General features: G+C 38.5%; 10 protein-coding genes. 8 read left to right on the plus strand and 2 right to left on the minus strand.

All coding sequences use genetic code 11. From position 1 onward, the window contains the following. Positions 1–6 precede the first annotated feature (6 nt). Entirely contained in the window at positions 7–2,934 is a 2,928-nt protein-coding gene (locus AN486_RS02010) for a tetratricopeptide repeat protein (RefSeq protein WP_053539785.1), read from the plus strand. A gap of 97 nt (positions 2,935–3,031) precedes the next feature. On the opposite strand, the gene AN486_RS02015 is transcribed toward AN486_RS02010, so the two are convergent. Together AN486_RS02015 and AN486_RS02020 are read right to left on the minus strand one after the other, a co-directional pair. After that, on the minus strand, positions 3,032–3,604 hold the full coding sequence (locus AN486_RS02015; RefSeq protein ID WP_199924267.1) for a PIN domain-containing protein: 573 nt from the start codon (positions 3,602–3,604) through the stop codon (positions 3,032–3,034). A gap of 341 nt (positions 3,605–3,945) precedes the next feature. Further along, positions 3,946–4,419: a helix-turn-helix domain-containing protein gene (locus AN486_RS02020; protein WP_053539783.1), complete on the minus strand. Its 474-nt coding sequence runs from the start codon at positions 4,417–4,419 to the stop codon at positions 3,946–3,948. 287 nt (positions 4,420–4,706) lie between these two features. On the opposite strand from AN486_RS02020, the gene AN486_RS02025 reads away from it, so the two are divergent. The 7 genes from AN486_RS02025 (at position 4,707) to ltrA (ending at position 17,547) form a co-directional block, all read left to right on the plus strand. Then, positions 4,707–6,902 (plus strand): S8 family serine peptidase, encoded by a 2,196-nt coding sequence (locus AN486_RS02025; RefSeq protein ID WP_290598970.1) that lies wholly within the window; start codon positions 4,707–4,709, stop codon positions 6,900–6,902. A 14-nt stretch (positions 6,903–6,916) separates the two neighbouring features. After that, positions 6,917–8,275, plus strand: coding sequence for a WD40 repeat domain-containing protein (locus AN486_RS02030; protein ID WP_290599018.1), 1,359 nt, complete (start codon positions 6,917–6,919; stop codon positions 8,273–8,275). Positions 8,276–8,327: 52 nt separating this feature from the next. Continuing rightward, on the plus strand, positions 8,328–10,238 hold the full coding sequence (locus tag AN486_RS02035; RefSeq protein WP_290598972.1) for a serine/threonine-protein kinase: 1,911 nt from the start codon (positions 8,328–8,330) through the stop codon (positions 10,236–10,238). A 356-nt stretch (positions 10,239–10,594) separates the two neighbouring features. Beyond that, positions 10,595–10,999 carry a tetratricopeptide repeat protein gene (locus tag AN486_RS02040; RefSeq protein ID WP_290598974.1) on the plus strand — a complete coding sequence of 135 codons (405 nt, stop codon included), beginning with the start codon at positions 10,595–10,597 and terminating at the stop codon, positions 10,997–10,999. After that, entirely contained in the window at positions 10,956–12,485 is a 1,530-nt protein-coding gene (locus tag AN486_RS02045; RefSeq protein WP_290598976.1) for a CHAT domain-containing protein, read from the plus strand. The genes AN486_RS02040 and AN486_RS02045 overlap by 44 nt, the downstream gene beginning before the upstream one ends. Positions 12,486–12,630: 145 nt before the next feature. Next, a complete protein-coding gene (locus tag AN486_RS02050; RefSeq protein ID WP_290598978.1) occupies positions 12,631–14,907 on the plus strand; it encodes a caspase family protein in 2,277 nt (758 codons plus the stop codon). A 993-nt stretch (positions 14,908–15,900) separates the two neighbouring features. Beyond that, positions 15,901–17,547, plus strand: a complete 1,647-nt coding sequence (gene ltrA, locus AN486_RS02055; protein ID WP_290598980.1) for a group II intron reverse transcriptase/maturase — start codon at positions 15,901–15,903, stop codon at positions 17,545–17,547. Positions 17,548–17,677 lie beyond the last annotated feature (130 nt).

Genomic DNA, 17,677 nt, shown 5'->3' on the forward strand with positions numbered 1-17,677 from the left:
AAATCCATGTCTCATCGCCAAATTCGGTTAATTGCATTTATCACTTTCATCCTAACGGTTTTACAACCTGTGGTTAATTTGCCGATGTTATTCCAGGTATCACAGGTATTAGCACAAACGCCTGCAACGCGAAAGGCAGAAGCAGAGAGACTCTTTCAGCAAGGTATTAAGCAGTTTCAAACAAGTCAATTTACAGCAGCATTACAGTCTTGGCAACAAGCGCTAATTATTTATCGAGAAATCAAAGACCGTCAAGGTGAGGGTCAATCTCTAGGTAATCTGGGAATTGCTTACAATGCGCTGGGAGATTACACCAAAGCTATTGAATACCAATCCTCCCGTTTAGCTATTGCCCGTGAAATCAAAGACCGTTTAGGTGAGGGTAATGCTCTAGGTAATCTGGGAAATGCTTATTTCTTGCTGGGAGATTACACCAAAGCCATTGAATACCACACCTCCCATTTAGCTATTGCCCGTGAAATCAAAGACCGTTTAGGTGAGGGTAATGCTCTAGGTAATCTGGGACTTGCTTATTCCTCGCTGGGAGATTACACCAAAGCCATTGAATACCACACCTCCAGTTTAGCCATTGCCCGTGAAATCAAAGACCGTTTAGGTGAGGGTCAATCTCTAGGTAATCTGGGAAATGCTTATTCCTCGCTGGGAGATTACACCAAAGCCATTGAATACCACACCTCCCGTTTAGCTATTGCCCGTGAAATCAAAGACCGTTTAGGTGAGGGTAATGCTCTAGGTAATCTGGGAAATGCTTATTTCTTGCTGGGAGATTACACCAAAGCCATTGAATACCACACCTCCCGTTTAGCCATTGCCCGTGAAATCAAAGACCGTAGAGGTGAGGGTGCTGCTCTAAATAATCTGGGAGGTGCTTACGATGCACTGGGAGAATACACCAAAGCCATTGAATACTACACCTTCAGTTTAGTTATTGCCCGTGAAATCAAAGACCGTAGAGGTGAGGGTCAATCTCTAGGTAATCTGGGAAATGCTTACTTTTCACTAGGAGATTACACCAAAGCCATTGAATACCACACCTCCCGTTTAGCCATTGCCCGTGAAATCAAAGACCGTAGAGGTGAGGGCAATGCTCTAAATAATCTGGGAAATGCTTACTATGCACTAGGAGATTACACCAAAGCCATTGAATACTATTCCTCCAGTTTAGCCATTGCCCGTGAAATCAAAGACCGTAAAGGTGAGGGCAATGCTCTAGGTAATCTGGGAAGTGCTTACGATGCACTAGGAGATTACACCAAAGCCATTGAATACTATTCCTCCAGTTTAGCTATTCTCCGTGAAATCAAAGACCGTAGAGGTGAGAGTCAATCTCTGAATAATCTGGGAAATGCTTACGATGCACTAGGAGATTACACCAAAGCCATTGAATACCACACCTCCAGTTTAGCCATTGCCCGTGAAATCAAAGACATTCAAGGAGAAGGAGCTAGTTTAAATAATCTAGGTGCAACTTTCTATAAATCTGGCAACCTCCCACAAGCAGAAACAACTCTCTTTACTGGCATTGAAGTATGGGAATCTATCAGAGGAAAATTAGGGAACAATGATAGCTACAAAGTCTCTATTTTTGAAGAACAAGCTCGCACTTACCGCATATTACAAAAAGTTCTCATTGCTCAAAATAAAACCAATGCAGCTTTAGAAATTTCTGAACGAGGACGTGCTAGGGCTTTTGTGGAATTATTGTCTTCACGTTTATCTAACACAAATACCAGTCAAACCTCACAACCTGCTGTTGATAAACCCACTATTTCCTTATTACAAAAAATTGCCAAACAACAAAATGCTACCTTGGTTCAATATTCTATTATTACTGATGATTTGAAAATTGATGGTAAACAACAAACCAAAGAATCAGAACTCTATATCTGGGTGATTAAACCCACAGGTGAAATTGCCTTTCGTAAATCTGATTTAAAACCTCTGTGGCAAAAGGAAAATACCACTCTGAGAGAACTCGTTGATGATAGTCGTGAATCTATTGGTGTGAAAAGGAGAGGGGGTATTGTAGCTAGTCTAGATCCTAATGCTGCCCCAGTCAAAGGAAGATTTCAAAGACTCCATGAATTACTAATTACACCTATTGCGGATCTTTTACCCAAAAAGGAAACTGAAAGAGTTGTTTTCATCCCTCAAAATGAATTATTTCTTGTTCCTTTCCCTGCACTGCAAGATGAAAAAGGCAAATACTTAATCGAAAAACATACTATCCTCACAGCACCATCAATTCAGATATTGGATTTAACCCACAAGCAAAAACTCAGACAAACCACAAAATCACAACCAAGTTTAATTGTCGGTAATCCTACCATGCCCAAGGTAATACTAGAACCAGGGCAACCAGCCCAACAATTAAAAGCCTTAATCTGGGCAGAAAAGGAAGCTAAAGATATTGCTTCTCTGATGAACATTTCAGCCTTAACGGGTAATAAAGCCACGAAAACAGCAATTTTAGAGAAAATGTCCCAAGCCGGGATTATTCACTTTGCTACCCACGGTTTACTTGATGAGTATCGGGGTATAGGAAGTGCGATCGCACTTGCACCATCTGGTAAAGACGATGGTTTACTCACTGCTGACGAAATTCTTAACCTCAAACTGAATGCAGATTTAGTGGTATTAAGTGCCTGTGACACCGGACGCGGACGCATTACGGGTGATGGTGTCGTCGGTTTATCACGTTCTTTGATTAGTGCCGGTACTGCCAGTATTATCGTTTCTTTGTGGGCAGTTGATGATGATTCTACATCCTTTCTGATGACGGAGTTTTATAAAAATAGAGAACAAAAACTTGACAAAGCCACCGCATTAAGAAAAGCCATGCTGACAACAAAAGCAAAATATTCTTCCCCTCTCAATTGGGCTGCTTTTACCTTAATTGGGGAATCTGAATAGGTTGGTGATTGGTAATGGGTAATGGGTAATTGGTGATTGGTGATGGGGTGAAATTATCCTTAATCTCCTGACTCTTGACTTCTTGATATGCAGATTTTTATTCAATGTCATAGCATAAACTTTGTAAAGCGATTACTGATTGTTTTAGTCCCTGATTTGAAAGCGTGTTTAGATATTGTTCAAGTGTTTTAGGAGGATTCTTGAGACTATTTATATGTATTTTAACTACTTTGTAAATTTCTGTTGGGTTAAGGTCAATCAAATGCAGAATGAAATCATCTGGATGTTGGGACTCAATACCGTATGGTGAAAGAGCTTGAGCCGGAAAATCTTTCAAGTTAAAAGTGACTATCACACTAGCATTGCAACGAATTGCTGCTGCCAGCACATGACGGTCATTTGAATCTGGAAGTTGTAACCCTTCAATAAGTGCTTCATAACCTGTAACCAAACAATCTCGAACATGACTGTTCATCAAATTTTTAGTTCTGTTCAGTTGTTCAATCGTCAGATCAGAACGATTGTTTAAAACATTTTTAATCCATTCTGAGTGAATTGCATCTGTCCACCGTGCTTTAAATAGGTCAGTAACCGCAAGTCGCATAAGGAAATCTCTTAATGGTGCTGGATATAAGACACAAGCATCATATATAACTGTAAAATTAGACACTATTATTGCTCTGTTATTTTTTAAATATTAACCTTGGTACTGTACGTTCGCTCATTTTAAATCTGCAAGATTTAATTAGGCCTTACAGGGCTTGTAATCTAGGCAATTCAACTGGTTCAGCCGTTTTCATCTTGCATAGAACTTTTGCCATTTTATGATTTATGCTATCCCTGTGCCTTAAATAATCACCTCTGGAAGCCTTCTGTAATGGTCATAAATTTTACTAGTAATTAACAGGTTACTTAAAAATAGCCGTTTTCCTTTTGCATTAAGGCTCTAATTCCCCTTCCGATTTCAAAATGAGCGAACCGACAGTTGGTACTCATAACAAATTTACTTGACTATTCATAACCCATATCTAGTTCTTGAGCTTGAGCAGTAAGCTCATCAAGAGCTTCCATCCGTAAAGCATCAATTTGATTTTTGTAATTGAGTAGATCCAGATAACGCACCCGTCTCCGTGTTCCTACCTTACGGAATGGGATCTCTCCTCCTTCCAATAGTCCTACCAAATAGGGACGAGAAACATTTAAAATATCAGCAGCTTCTTGTGTTGTGAGTTCTGCGTGTACAGGTATGAAAGTAACAGCATTACCTTTAGCCATTTGTCCCAGTATGTCAACAAGCATCTGAAAAGCCAGTGATGGGATCTTAACCGTTTGACTTACACCGTCATCTAGCTCAACTTTAATACTATGAAAGGCATCCTTATTCCCTATATAAGCAGCCAAAGTTTGACTACTTTTTTTTGCTAAAGTAGCATCTTCTTCCGTAGGTACTCCAATCCTGCTAGTTTGATATGTACTGAGTGTCATAGATATCAGCCTCGTCTAATATCGAATTGCATTCCATTTACCCATTCCTTATGAAAAATATGGATTGCAATTACCATTCACTATATACTAACTCTAATTCAAAATAAACGCAATGAGCGAAATGAGTGAAATAAAAGTCCGGTTAATGTCCTGACTCCTGTACGGGTTTAGCACTGCTAAACCCCTACTGACTCCTAACTCCATAATTTTGCATATCCTTCCCTTGGTGAGAGATAGATGTTTATGTGCAATTCTAGGACAAAAACTCAAAATTAAAGTAAACACTTATGAAACGCATTACATCTAGCATTTTCCTCACCACCTTGATTTTATCCAACGTGGGTATATTTCCCATCCCACCACAAGCAATTGCACAAACTCAAGAAAATGGTGATTTATTTTACCTTTATAAAGGACAACGCATACCATTAAACCAAAGACAGGATGCGATCGCTGTTTCTTTTAAACAACTCGGTAGAACCCGTAGTCTGTCCGCTCCTCCTTTATACCTGCAACTTCAACAAGACTTACAAAGCGGAATTCGCAGCACCACACCACCAAAAGTCACTCCTTTAGGTGAAAATTACGCTCTGGTAAATTTGCCTAAAGACATCCAAAATGCTGAAGTTGTTTTACAGCAACGCATTCAACAACAGCCTTATGTACAAACTACTTTACCAGTTCTTACCCGCAACGAACATCAAGAAATCATTGTTGTACCTAACGAAATTATCCTCAGCTTTCAATCGCAACTTTCCCAAAGTCAGAGACAAGCAATTTTACAACAAAACAATCTGGAAATTGTCCGTCCCCTACGCTTTAACCGCGATCGCTATCTCGTAAAATCCACAAGTGCCTCTGGTACAAAAATTCTCAGTGTATCTAATCAACTTAATAGCGTCAAAGGAGTAACATCTGCTACACCTAATTTTATCCAATCTTTGACTAACCACAATCTAGAAACTGCTACCAAACAAATCACAAATATGCAGAGAACTGGAGATTGGTTACAGACAACAAAACCAGAAAATACCAATCGAAGCAACCCATCTCAAAACAGTTCTCAATCTAGAAGTATTGCTGCAAGAAGTACACCAAAAAGTAATTTATTAGGATTAGCTTGGCATTTAGATAGTAGACCTTTACAACAATGTTTACAAGAAAAAATATCAAGTTGGAAGTCCCTACAAACTTGTTTACAGAAACCCATAAATGTCCGTAAAAAATCAGCCGTAACTCGTACAGATGTCCGGGTGACAGATGCTTGGAAACGCAGTAACGGTGGACGTGGTGTAGTTGTGGCAGTTTTAGATAGTTTAATTCAGTGGGATCATCCTGATTTGATCAATAATATTTACACCGTTAAAGCTGCTGATAAATGTCCAGGAGAAGTTCACGGTTGGGATTTTTCCTCTAGCAGTAACAGTTTAGATCCTTGTAAAAACGGTGATGCTGATACTCGGATTAGTCCGACAGAATTGGCAATTTTGGGGTCAACATTTCAGGACACATTTCAATTATCTGATGCTAAATTAGTGCAGCAATATTCTACAGAAGCATTAGAAATAAAACGCAAAAATCCCGATTATTCTTTGGAACAAATTGCTAAGGTTCTGCGTTATATTTTTCGGACTTATAAAGTCGGTGGAGAATTTCATGGTACTTATGTCAGTGGTGCGATCGCTGCCAAACCCCAAAATGGCGAAGGAGTGTTAGGAGTAGCACCCAACGCGCAGATTTTACCAGTCCGGTTATTTGGGTTAAATGGTAGTTATAGTCCTGCTGCTTACATTGAAGCTATTGGTTATGCAGCAGACAGGGGTGCTGATATCATTAATCTCAGTTTAGGTAGTCTTTTACCAAGTCCGGGAGAAGAAGAGGCGATCGCAGATGTTCTCAAAGCGAACCCGAAATTAGTCATTGTCGCTGCTGCTGGTAATGAAAACAGGAACAGAGTCACATTTCCTGCTGCTTATCCAGGAGTTATATCCGTTGGTGCAACCAATATTACAGGTAATCGTGCATCCTACAGTAATTATGGTGGAGGATTAGATTTAGTAGCACCAGGAGGGGACTTAAATACACCGGGATTATTAGGTGGCATTCCCACCACAGGAGGAACTTCTTTAAATGCTTTTTGGCAAGGTATACCTAATCCTAGCAGTCGTTGGTCTGCTGTAGTTGATGGCAAAGGTAAATATTGGTGGGTAGAAGGAACATCTTTTGCTTCACCAACTGTAGCGGGAGTTGTGGCTTTAATGAAGGGGGAAAATAAAGGAATTAGTAGGGAAAGATTGGTGAGTATTTTGAAATCTACAGCTAGTTATCAAGGACTGACTATTTCTCGACAAGATGCCGAACTTTATCGTTTACAACGCAGTGAGGGAGAAATTCCCGCATCTGTGAAAGAACAGCAATATTTCTTTGGTAAAGGACTTGTTAATGCTGATGCAGCAGTGCAAGCGGTGAAAAAGAGACGTTAAATAATTGGTAATTGGTGATTATTGATTTTTCCCCATTACCCATTACTCATTACCTTTCTCAAGGTAATTCAGAAATCAAATCTACTCTATCTCAGTTAAAACGGATTTTTATGAAACTTAATTTGGTCGCATTTATGATATTACTAGGAGTACAATTCCTCCTAATAAAAGGAATTTCAATCATATCTCCCACAGACAAAAAATCTGAAACTCAAGCAACTTCAATAGTATCTGATACATTACAAATATCTAACTCATTACAAACTACTCTCAAAGGTCATGCTTTAACAGTAACTTCTGCGGCAATAACGGCTGACAATAATACTATCATTAGTGGTAGTAAAGATAATACTATCAAACTTTGGAATCTAGTAACCGGTCAATTAAAACGCACACTTATTGGTCACACAGGAGTTGTAAATTATCTCAATGTTACGACTGATGGCAAGTATATTGTGAGTGCTGATTATAAAAATGTCAGAATTTGGAATCTACTAACTGGTGCATTAATACGCGAAATCAAAAATTTAGAAACAGTTAGTTTTATCAAAACAACTCAAGATGGAAAAACTTTAGTAGTTGATGGTGGTACTCAAATCATTAAAAACACTAAAACAGAAGTAGATACCTACGGTTATAAATCTTCTTCTGAAGTAGAAGTCAAAAAATATATAATTAGTGTTTTCAATTTAAACACAGGTGTACTTAAAAACAAACTTGTCCATAACGAATCCTTTACTTCGGTGGAAATAAGCCGTAGTGGCAACATTTTAGTAAGTGGCAATGAAACCGGAAAATTAAATATTTGGAACTTACAAAATGGGAGATTACAAAAAACCCTAACAGGACATAATAGCACCATAAATTCTATAGCTATCAGTCCAGATGAACAAACTATTGTTAGCACTGAGCAAGATGGACAAATCAAAATTTGGGATTTGAGTTCTGGAAAACTTAAAAGTACCTTTACTGGACATGATAAGTCATCTATAGATGGTTCTGTTATTGTCCTCATTAGTAATGATACTCTTGTCAGTTGGCTAAAAAAATATAACAATAAAACTGATGTTAAAATTTGGAATCTACAAACTGGTGAATTCAAATATACACTAAAGCTTCCAAAAATAGAAAATAGCGATGGTTTAAATAATATCAATCTTATCAACTTTAGTTCAGATAGTAAGAATCTAATTACTTATGGTAATGATGGTATCCAGACTTGGGAATTAACAACAGGTAAGTTGAAAAATACTGTGAAAATTCAAGGAGATATCCTGGCTGTTAGTCCAAAGAATAAAATTGTAGCAACTTCTGAAGGAGCTAGTGATATCAATATTTATAAAATTCCATCTGATAATGATGAAAACAAGTAGATAAAAATTCAAAATCTACCGACAGAAATACATTTCACTAACCTCTAATATTATGAACAACAAACCTAATTTTTCAGAACAAGGCTATAAGGTTATTAACGAATTAGGACATAACCAACAAGGAGGAAGAATTACTTGGTTATCCTTATCTATTGCCACAAACAAACAAGTAGTTATCAAGCAATATTCTTTTGCTCAAATAGATTCCAATTGGTCAGGATTTAAAGCTCACCAGCGAGAAATAGACATACTCAAAGGACTCAATCACCCCAAGATTCCTAAATATTTAGGAGCTTTCCCTACAGTCAATGGTTTTTGCTTAGTTCAGGAATATATTCCTGCTGATTCTTTAGCTGTTTCTCGCAGTTTTGAACCAGAAAACATCAAACAAATTGCCATTCAATTATTAGAGATTCTGGCATATCTACAAAGTCTTATTCCAGGTATCATTCATCGGGATATTAAACCAGAAAATATTTTAGTAGACACAGAATTAAATGTTTACCTAATTGATTTTGGTTTTGCTCGCATTGGCAGTCAAGAAGTATCAAGTAGTAGTGTTTTTGTAGGTACACCTGGTTTTATTGCCCCAGAACAATTATTAAAGCCTACAACAGCCACAGATTTGTATGCTTTGGGAGTAACATTAATTTGCTTACTTACAGGAACTAAATCAACAGAAATTCAAAATTTAATAGATGAGGATGACCCCTCCCAAATTCGATTTCGACATTTATTACCTAATGTTAGTCTGCGATTTTTAGACTGGTTGGAAATGATGGTACAACCCCGACTCAAAGAGCGTTTTACAGATGCAAAACAAGCCCTTAACGCTTTGATACCTCTTGATGTTACCCGCAGTCCACAAATTGAGATTAGCCAGCAGATTCAGGATTTTGTAGCCACACGCTTAGGTGAAAAGATTCGCCAATCTATTACTATTAAAAATGTGATGCCAGACACTTTATTAGAAGGTCGTTGGGAAGTTGCTCCCCATCCCCATGACCCATCCCATACACGAAAATATCACCCTTGGATTAGCATCACACCAACTAAATTTAATGGTAATTATACAAGGTGTGAGATTCAAGTTGATACTAGCCTTTTGATGGCGGATAAATTGTATAAACGCCAGTTATTTCTACATACAAATGCCTACCCTGCAACTCATGTTGTAAATGTAAAAGTCCAGACATCTCCTATGCCAATTGAAAGAAGAAAATCAAAATCTTCTGCGAGTTTAATTTGGGCGTTTTTAACTGGAGAGATAGCTACATTTACATTTTTAGCAGTTATACCTTGGATTATTGCACTTTTAGCAGATAACAAAATCGTCTTCTGGAATATGCCTACTAGGATAGACAGTTATACTGGTGCTTTAATTTTTGGTACAGTAGGCGCAATATTGGGTGCTGTAGGAGGTGTTTTCATTCAAGCAATTGGTCTAATTTACAACTCTTTTAAGGAAAACAAGCAAAGGTCAGAAGCCTTTTCTTCACAATTATATGATTATTGGCTAAATACATTCGGATCTATATTTGCTGGACTAATAATTGTTGGTGTATTGGGAATTATTATTGGCAGTGTGTTTGGAACAATTTTTGATTTATCTAGGCCTAGTGATTTAGTGGGTATTATCTTCAATGTGATGGGTGGAATTATGATGGGAGGCTTTGGTGCTTGTTTCCTGGGAGGAATTGCTGGAGGAATAATTGGGTATATAACCAGTTTTTTGATGTGGGTTGTTTTGAGTATTGTCAATGATTTTTTATCATTACTCGCAGCAGTATTAGGAGTTAGTGTAGGTCTTGGTTTTGTGTGGGGCTTTTTCAATATATCTACTATCTTGGCATTGGGAATTACAGGCATACCATTTTTGTATATGCTGCTTTATGCACCTATTCAGCATCAAAAATTAATTACCAAATACCGTCATTCTGAGAAAAATCTGATCAAGCCGTAGCTGATTAATAAATCTCTTTTAACCATCGTTCCCATTTTGTCCAAGGCTTTTTAGCCGTGGTGAACTCAAACAGAAGCTTGGAAGCTGAAAGGCGAAGATCCAAGTTTAAAACTCAATATTATTGTACTGATGGTCTAATCTTGCATATCCTCCAATAGATGAGAGATATATGTTTTACACCCACCCTGATTAATTCTCTTTCTCTCTCAGGAATTATACTCAAAACGGCTAGAACTTGGACTTTTTTATAATACAACGAACAGGCTCAAAGCCTCTCCCCGTTGCGGGGAGAGGTTTACAAGAGGGGTTCCATATTTGGTTAAACTATAAACCGTTTGCAGTATAGTATAAAATCCATGCCCTATCGCAAAATCAGTTTAATTGCATCTATCTCACTTATTCTCACGGTTTTACAACCTGTTGTTAATTTGCCGATATTATTCCAGATATCACAGGTATTCGCACAAACAGCAACAGACAGGATAGCAGAAGCAGAACGCCTTTATCAGCAAGGTGATCAGCAAATTCAGACTAGTCAGTATAAAGAAGCATTACAGTCATTTCAACAGGCATTAACTATCTATCGAAAAATCAAAGACCGCAAAGGACAAGCTTTTAGCCTCAATTACATCGCCATAGTTAAACGCACATTAGGAGATAATATCGAGTCTTTAGAGTTTTATAAACAAGCCTTATATATTTTCAGAGAAATAGGCGATGTTCTTTGGAGAAGCTTTGGCAATTTTCAAACAAATTGGTGACAAGGCGAGCGAAGCACGAACTATTAGATATATAGGTAGTGCGTTTTATCAATCTGGCAAATTTGCAGAAGCGGAAAAAACGCTACGCGATGGTATGGAGGTTTTAGAAACCCTGCGAACAAAATTAAGTGACGCTAACAAAATCTCAATTTTTGAAACACAAACTGCAACTTACCGCTTACTCCAACAAGTTCTAATTGCTCAAAATAAAACCAATGAAGCCTTAGAAATTTCTGAACGGGGACGTTCTCGGGCATTTGTGGAGTTATTGACTTCACGCTTATCTAACACAAATACCAGTCAAACCTCACAACCTGCTGTTGATAAACCCACAATAGCCTTATTACAAAAAATCGCCAAACAACAAAATGCTACCCTTGTTCAATATTCAATTATTACTGATGACTTCAAAATTGATGGTAAACAACAAACCAAAGAATCAGAAATCTATATTTGGGTCATCAAACCCACAGGTGAAATTACATTTCGCAAATCTGACCTCAAACCTCTATGGCAAAAAGAAAATACAACTCTTGCAGAACTCGTTACTATCAGTCGTAAATCTATTGGTGTCACGGAACGTGGCGGAATTATACCTGAACCTGTTAAGGGTGTTAATCAAACCAAACGCTTACAACAACTTCACCAATTATTAATTACACCAATTGCTGACCTTCTCCCTACAAAAGAAACTGAAAGAGTCGTTTTCATTCCTCAAAGTCAATTATTCCTTGTTCCTTTCTCCGCACTGCAAGATGAAAAAGGCAAATACTTAATCGAAAAACATACTATCCTCACCGCACCATCAATTCAAGTATTAGATTTAACCCACAAGCAAAGAATCGCCAGTAAAAAATCAGGAATTGGCAAAGGGGAAATATTAGTAGTTGGTAATCCCACCATGCCAAAAATTCCCATCACCGATGAACAGTTAACATCTCTACCCGGTGCAGAACGAGAAGCAGTAAAAATTGCAGACTTGTTGAAAACCCAAGCAATTACAGGTAATAAAGCCACTAAAACAGCCATTGTCCAAAAAATGCTCAAAGCCAGAATTATTCATTTTGCGACTCATGGCTTAGTTGATGATTTTAAAGGATTTGGTGTACCTGGTGCGATCGCTTTTGCTCCCAGTGGAGAAGATAACGGTTTTCTAACATCGGGGGAAATTCTTGATTTAAAACTCAATGCCGAACTCATAGTTCTCAGTGCTTGCGATACAGGAAGAGGACGCATTACTGGTGATGGTGTCGTCGGTTTATCGCGTTCTCTAATTACTGCCGGTATACCCAGTATTGTAGTTTCTTTATGGTCAGTTGGTGATGATTCCACATCTTTACTAATGACTGAATTTTATAAAAATATGCAACAGAAGCAAGATAAAGCCACAGCATTAAGACAAGCAATGTTGACAACAATGAAACATAAAAATTATCAAAGTCCCTACCATTGGGCAGCTTTTACTTTAATAGGTGAAGTTGAATAAATGGGGACTGGGGACTGGGTAAGAAGATTTTAGATTGGAGTTAATTTAAGAATAATCCAAAATTGAATCACCAATCACCAATTACCAATCACCAATTACCAATTACCAATTACCAATTACCAATCACAAAAAGGAGGAATAAATCATGTCAAATATCAAACGTCGTCATTTTCTGCAATTAGCTGGTTCTACCTTAGCAACAGTCGGTATAAGCCAATTAGATATAATGCACCAGGGACATCGCTATGCTCAAGTTCTGGCTCAAAATACACCCCGCAAATTAGCATTACTGGTGGGAATTAATCAATATTCTGCTCCCATTACACCTTTAGAAGGTTGTGTAACTGATGTCAAATTACAACAAGAGTTATTAATTCACCGCTTTGGTTTTAACCCTAAAGATATCCTCACATTGACAGATCAAAAAGCTACCCGTCAAGGTATCCTTACAGCTTTTGAAGAACATTTGATCAACCAAGCAAAACCCGGAGATGTAGTAGTATTTCACTTTTCTGGACATGGTTCAAGAGTCATAGATCCAAATCGAGATCAACCAGATGGATTCAATAGCACTCTAGTTCCTGTAGATAGAAAACTACCAGAAGGATATCCAATTACTGGTGGTGTGGTATCAGACATTATGGGACACACCTTATTTTTACTTATGTCTGCTTTGAAAACAGAAAATGTCACCGTGGTACTAGATTGTTGTTATTCTGGTGGTGGGACAAGGGGAAATTTGCGGGTGCGATCGCTTTCTGGTGGTGAAGACCTTAAACCTAGTTCAGTAGAACTTAATTATCAAAAACAATGGTTAGGACGCTTGGATCTGTCACCAGAAAAGTTTATTGAACTTCGCAGAAAAGGGGTGGCCAAGGGAGTTGTTATTGCTAGTGCCAGACGGGATGAACTGGCTGCTGATATGAGTTTTAGTGATTTCCATGCAGGTGCTTTTACTTATGCTTTAACCCAGTATTTATGGCAACAAACCAATAATCAATCTATCAATAATGCCATCGTCAATGTTGGTCGAAGTACAGCAGCTTTGGCTTATCAGCAAGGAAACTATCAAAATCCACAAGTAGAATCGAATCTGACCCAAGAAAACACCAACACACCCATTTATTTTACACCTCAACAAGCAATTTCAGCCGAAGCTGTCATCACTAAAGTCGAAAACAACCAAGTAGAATTATGGTTAGGTGGGTTAGATTCACAAACTCTAGAAGCCTTTAAAAAAGGTGCTATTTTTACGGCTTTAGATAGTCAAGGTAGGCAACGAGGATTAGTGAAACTAGAGTCACGACAAGGATTAATCGGCCAAGGGAAACTACTTTCCACAAAGCAAAATTTACAACTACAACCAGGAACATTATTACAAGAACGTATCCGTAGTATTCCCAACAATCTAACTTTGAAAATTGGTATTGATCAATCTTTTGATAATAATATTACCCAGCAAGCAATAAAATCTCTGCAAGCACTTGTGCGTATTGAACCCAAACAATTAGGTACTTCAGAAGTACAGTACATTTTTGGACGCATGACTCAAGCCAAGTATGAAGAATTACAGAAAAATAGAGTCAAAAATCTTCCCCAAGTAGGTAGTTTAGGCTTATTTTTACCCAGCCAAGATGCGATTATCCCCGCTTCCTTTGGTGAAAATAGAGAAACTGTCCAACAAGCGATAACGAGATTAAAACCTAAGTTTAAATCCCTGCTGGCAGCACGAATTATTAAGCAGGTATTAGGTAATACGAATTCATCACGGCTAAATGTGACTGTTTCCATGAATATTGCTGATAGTCAAAAAATAATTGCTGAAACTTTCGCTATTCGTGGTACTAACAAAGTTCCCGTAGATTCAAACCCAACCGTACCAGTATCACCTATTAAGTTTTCTGAGTTAGGGATACCTCAATTAACCGTAGGAACACAAATTGCTTTCCAAATAGAAAATAAGGAATCTAGTCATCTCTACGTGAGTATTTTAGTGATTGATGCTGAAGGAACAATGACGATTATTTATCCTAATGATTGGTCAGCTTCAGAAACAGCAGCATTGATCAAGCCAAAACAGAAATTAGTAGTTCCTCAAGCTGGTATTGATGGCTTTAAACTTACCATTGGTGAACCCTTGGGCATTGCCGAAGCACTTGTTATTGCTAGTACCACACCTTTGCGAACTTCCCTAAAAGTATTACAAACAATTGCCAAACGCAGCGGTCTGGAAAATCGTAGAAGTCCTATGGCTGTTAATGATGATCTATTAGAGGTGACAGATAGTTTGCTCAATGATTTAGATGCAGGTACTCGTAACGGTGATAATGTAGCAACAACCGAACTCCCAGATAATGTTCGTGGTATTGATACGAGAAAGCTGGCAGCAATGGCGATCGCTTTTGAAGTTTTGAGGGGTTGAAAAACGTCATTGATGCCTACGTATTGCGGCTCGCAAACATAAACGCTCCAGAGAAATAAACGTTCCTTGCCAGAAAGTATTCAATTTACCTTATCAAGATTTGAGAAGATTTGGATAGTAGACGGGCCCCTGCTCCCCCGAAATTTTTCGCTCTCCTATTTAAAGTAATATGTACAACCATCTATACGGGGTACAGCCGGGATACCTGCAAGTGCGATTCGTTCAGTCGAGCGCGACCTGAAATGGTCGTTTAGTATGGGAAGCCTACTTCTCTAGAGAATTCATACCCTCTACCCCGCATTTCTCACAAACAATGCGATCGCAATCTATATAATCTTTATAGAGAGACGGTTTCGGGCATTTTTCATGGGGTTGATTTTTGATGCAGTGTGAAAACCCAGAATCCAGATTTTATAAGGGTTTGAGGATTTTGGTGAGAAATCCGGGCTACCCCTGCGTAAAAGACTAACATTAGTCCGGTCACATCCCTAGTAAGTAATGAAAAGGATGGAGTGCAGACCACGAAAGTAGCCCGAACTGACAGCCTAAGTTGGTTGGGGAGCAAAGGGGAGTTTTCCAATGGTGAACTCAAGTGAAGTATCCCTTAAACTGCGTTATACGAAAAAGTGCCAAATAGGGCTGATAGGCACTGACCAAAAGGTAAATGGGTGGATTGATAGTTTCTCTTTCTATCAACCGTATGAACAATAATCCCGTCGCAGAATAGATACCACCTAAAGGAAAACAGACAACTGAACGGTACGACAGGGTAAGTCCTACAGAGTCTACAAGAGGTCGAATATTTGTAGTAAGTCTGAGGTAACAAAGACCGAATTCTCTGGAGGATAAAGGATGGATGAAAAAGTGAATGCTGGCTTGTAATGAGTTAGATAGAGGTTCAAAATTTGCCTCTCAACGAAAGTTTAGCAGACTTCATCTCGGTCTTATACGAAAGACAAAATGTTAAAGAAACTAAATCTGAGGACAAGTTAGATGCAGACAGTAATGTCTACAAACAGACTAAAGAAACAATTAGAAGATTGGAGCCACATCAAGTGGAATAAAATCAACAAAGTTGTTAAGAATCTACGACAAAGAATCTTTCGTGCGAGAAAACTTGGTAACTTCAAAACTCTTCGGAGTTTACAGAAGTTAATGCAACGAAGCTACGCAAACTTACTATTATCTGTTCGGCGTATCACTCAGACCAACAAAGGAAAAGCAACGGCAGGAATTGATAAAGAAATTATCAATACCCCTGAGCAAAGAGTGATTCTGGTAAATAACTGGAGCGGCGGAAATCAAAAACCCACAAAAAGAGTTGAGATACCCAAAGCCAACGGAAAGAAACGACCGCTTGGTATTCCAACCATACGCGACAGAATCGAACAGGCAATAATAATGAATTCACTAGAACCTGAATGGGAAGCAGTGTTTGAACCTAATTCCTATGGGTTTAGGCAGGGTCGGAGCTGTCAAGATGCGATTGAGCAAATATTCAATCAAACATCAAGATGGCATGACTTCGTTCTAGAAGCTGATATTCAAGGATTTTTTGACAACATTGCCCATGAATCTATCCTGAATATTGTTAGTAACTTTCCTAAAAGAAATCTAATCGAAGGATGGTTAAAAGCTGGATTCGTACTTGGGGAAAAAATAAACCCAACAGATAAGGGCACACCACAAGGAGGGGTAATTTCACCTCTACTTGCCAACATTGGATTACATGGATTAGAAACTTACATTAAATCCACCAACCCCAAACTTGGAGTAGTACGCTATGCCGATGATTTTGTCGTCACAGCCAGAGATATAGAAAGTCTCGAAATTGCCCAAATTCAGATTAAACAATGGTTGTCAGAAAAAGGACTCGAACTCAGTGCGGAGAAAACGCTAATCACGTCAATGGAAAAGGGCTTTGATTTTCTCGGTTTTAACCACCGCCGCTATGACGGAAAACTGTTAATTAAACCTTCCAAGAAAAAAGTTCTTGACTTTTGCAAACGAATTGGGAAGGAGATTAAAACCTTAAATGGTATGGAACAAGAAAAAATCATCAAGAAGCTTAATCCAATTCTCCGAGGATTTGCTAATTACTACAAAAGTGTGGTTAGTAAAGAAACCTTTGGTTACATATCACATAGAGTGTGGCAATACCTTTGGCGTTGGGCGAAGCGGAGACACCCCAACAAAAACACAAAATGGGTAAGGAAACGTTATTTCAAAACCTTAAAAGGGAATAAATGGACGTTCGCTTGTACTATAAGCGACCGCCGAGGGAAAGAAAAGGATTTAGTCCTCTACCCAATAGCGTACACGTCTATTGAACGCCATATCAAGGTTAAGGGAGAAGCGTCACCGGACGATCCCTCACTAAAAGATTACTGGGAAAAACGTCATCAGAAATTTGGTAAGAGCTACTGGGAGAAAAACTCTCGGAATTATAAAATAGCCCAAATCCAAAATTGGAAATGTCCAATCTGTGGTGAACCATTATTCAATACTGAGGAAATAGACACCCACCACATAGTACCCGTTGCTCAAGGCGGCTTAGACGACATAAGCAATCTTCAGCATTTGCACATAGCGTGTCATAAACAGGTACATTCTAAACCCAAGTTTTCTAGCTTGAAGTAAGGCTTGAGCCGTATGAGTGCGAAAGTCTCAAGTACGGTTCTTAGGGCAGTGCGGAGGGGCGACCCTCCAATCTGACCCGACAACCCAGTTTCTGGGGGGATTCCAGGCTTTAGTAGAGTAACCCTTATGG

It is taken from the genome of Anabaena sp. AL93, from assembly GCF_001672085.1.
GTDB lineage: Bacteria > Cyanobacteriota > Cyanobacteriia > Cyanobacteriales > Nostocaceae > Dolichospermum > Dolichospermum heterosporum.

Coding starts and splice junctions, on each gene's coding strand:
- AN486_RS02045 (WP_290598976.1), top strand. CDS start 10,956: ATGTTCTTTGGAGAAGCTTTGGCAATTTTCAAACAAATTGGTGACAAG.
- AN486_RS02035 (WP_290598972.1), top strand. CDS start 8,328: ATGAACAACAAACCTAATTTTTCAGAACAAGGCTATAAGGTTATTAAC.
- AN486_RS02020 (WP_053539783.1), bottom strand. CDS start 4,419: ATGACACTCAGTACATATCAAACTAGCAGGATTGGAGTACCTACGGAA.
- ltrA (WP_290598980.1), top strand. CDS start 15,901: ATGCAGACAGTAATGTCTACAAACAGACTAAAGAAACAATTAGAAGAT.
- AN486_RS02040 (WP_290598974.1), top strand. CDS start 10,595: ATGCCCTATCGCAAAATCAGTTTAATTGCATCTATCTCACTTATTCTC.
- AN486_RS02050 (WP_290598978.1), top strand. CDS start 12,631: ATGTCAAATATCAAACGTCGTCATTTTCTGCAATTAGCTGGTTCTACC.
- AN486_RS02025 (WP_290598970.1), top strand. CDS start 4,707: ATGAAACGCATTACATCTAGCATTTTCCTCACCACCTTGATTTTATCC.
- AN486_RS02010 (WP_053539785.1), top strand. CDS start 7: ATGTCTCATCGCCAAATTCGGTTAATTGCATTTATCACTTTCATCCTA.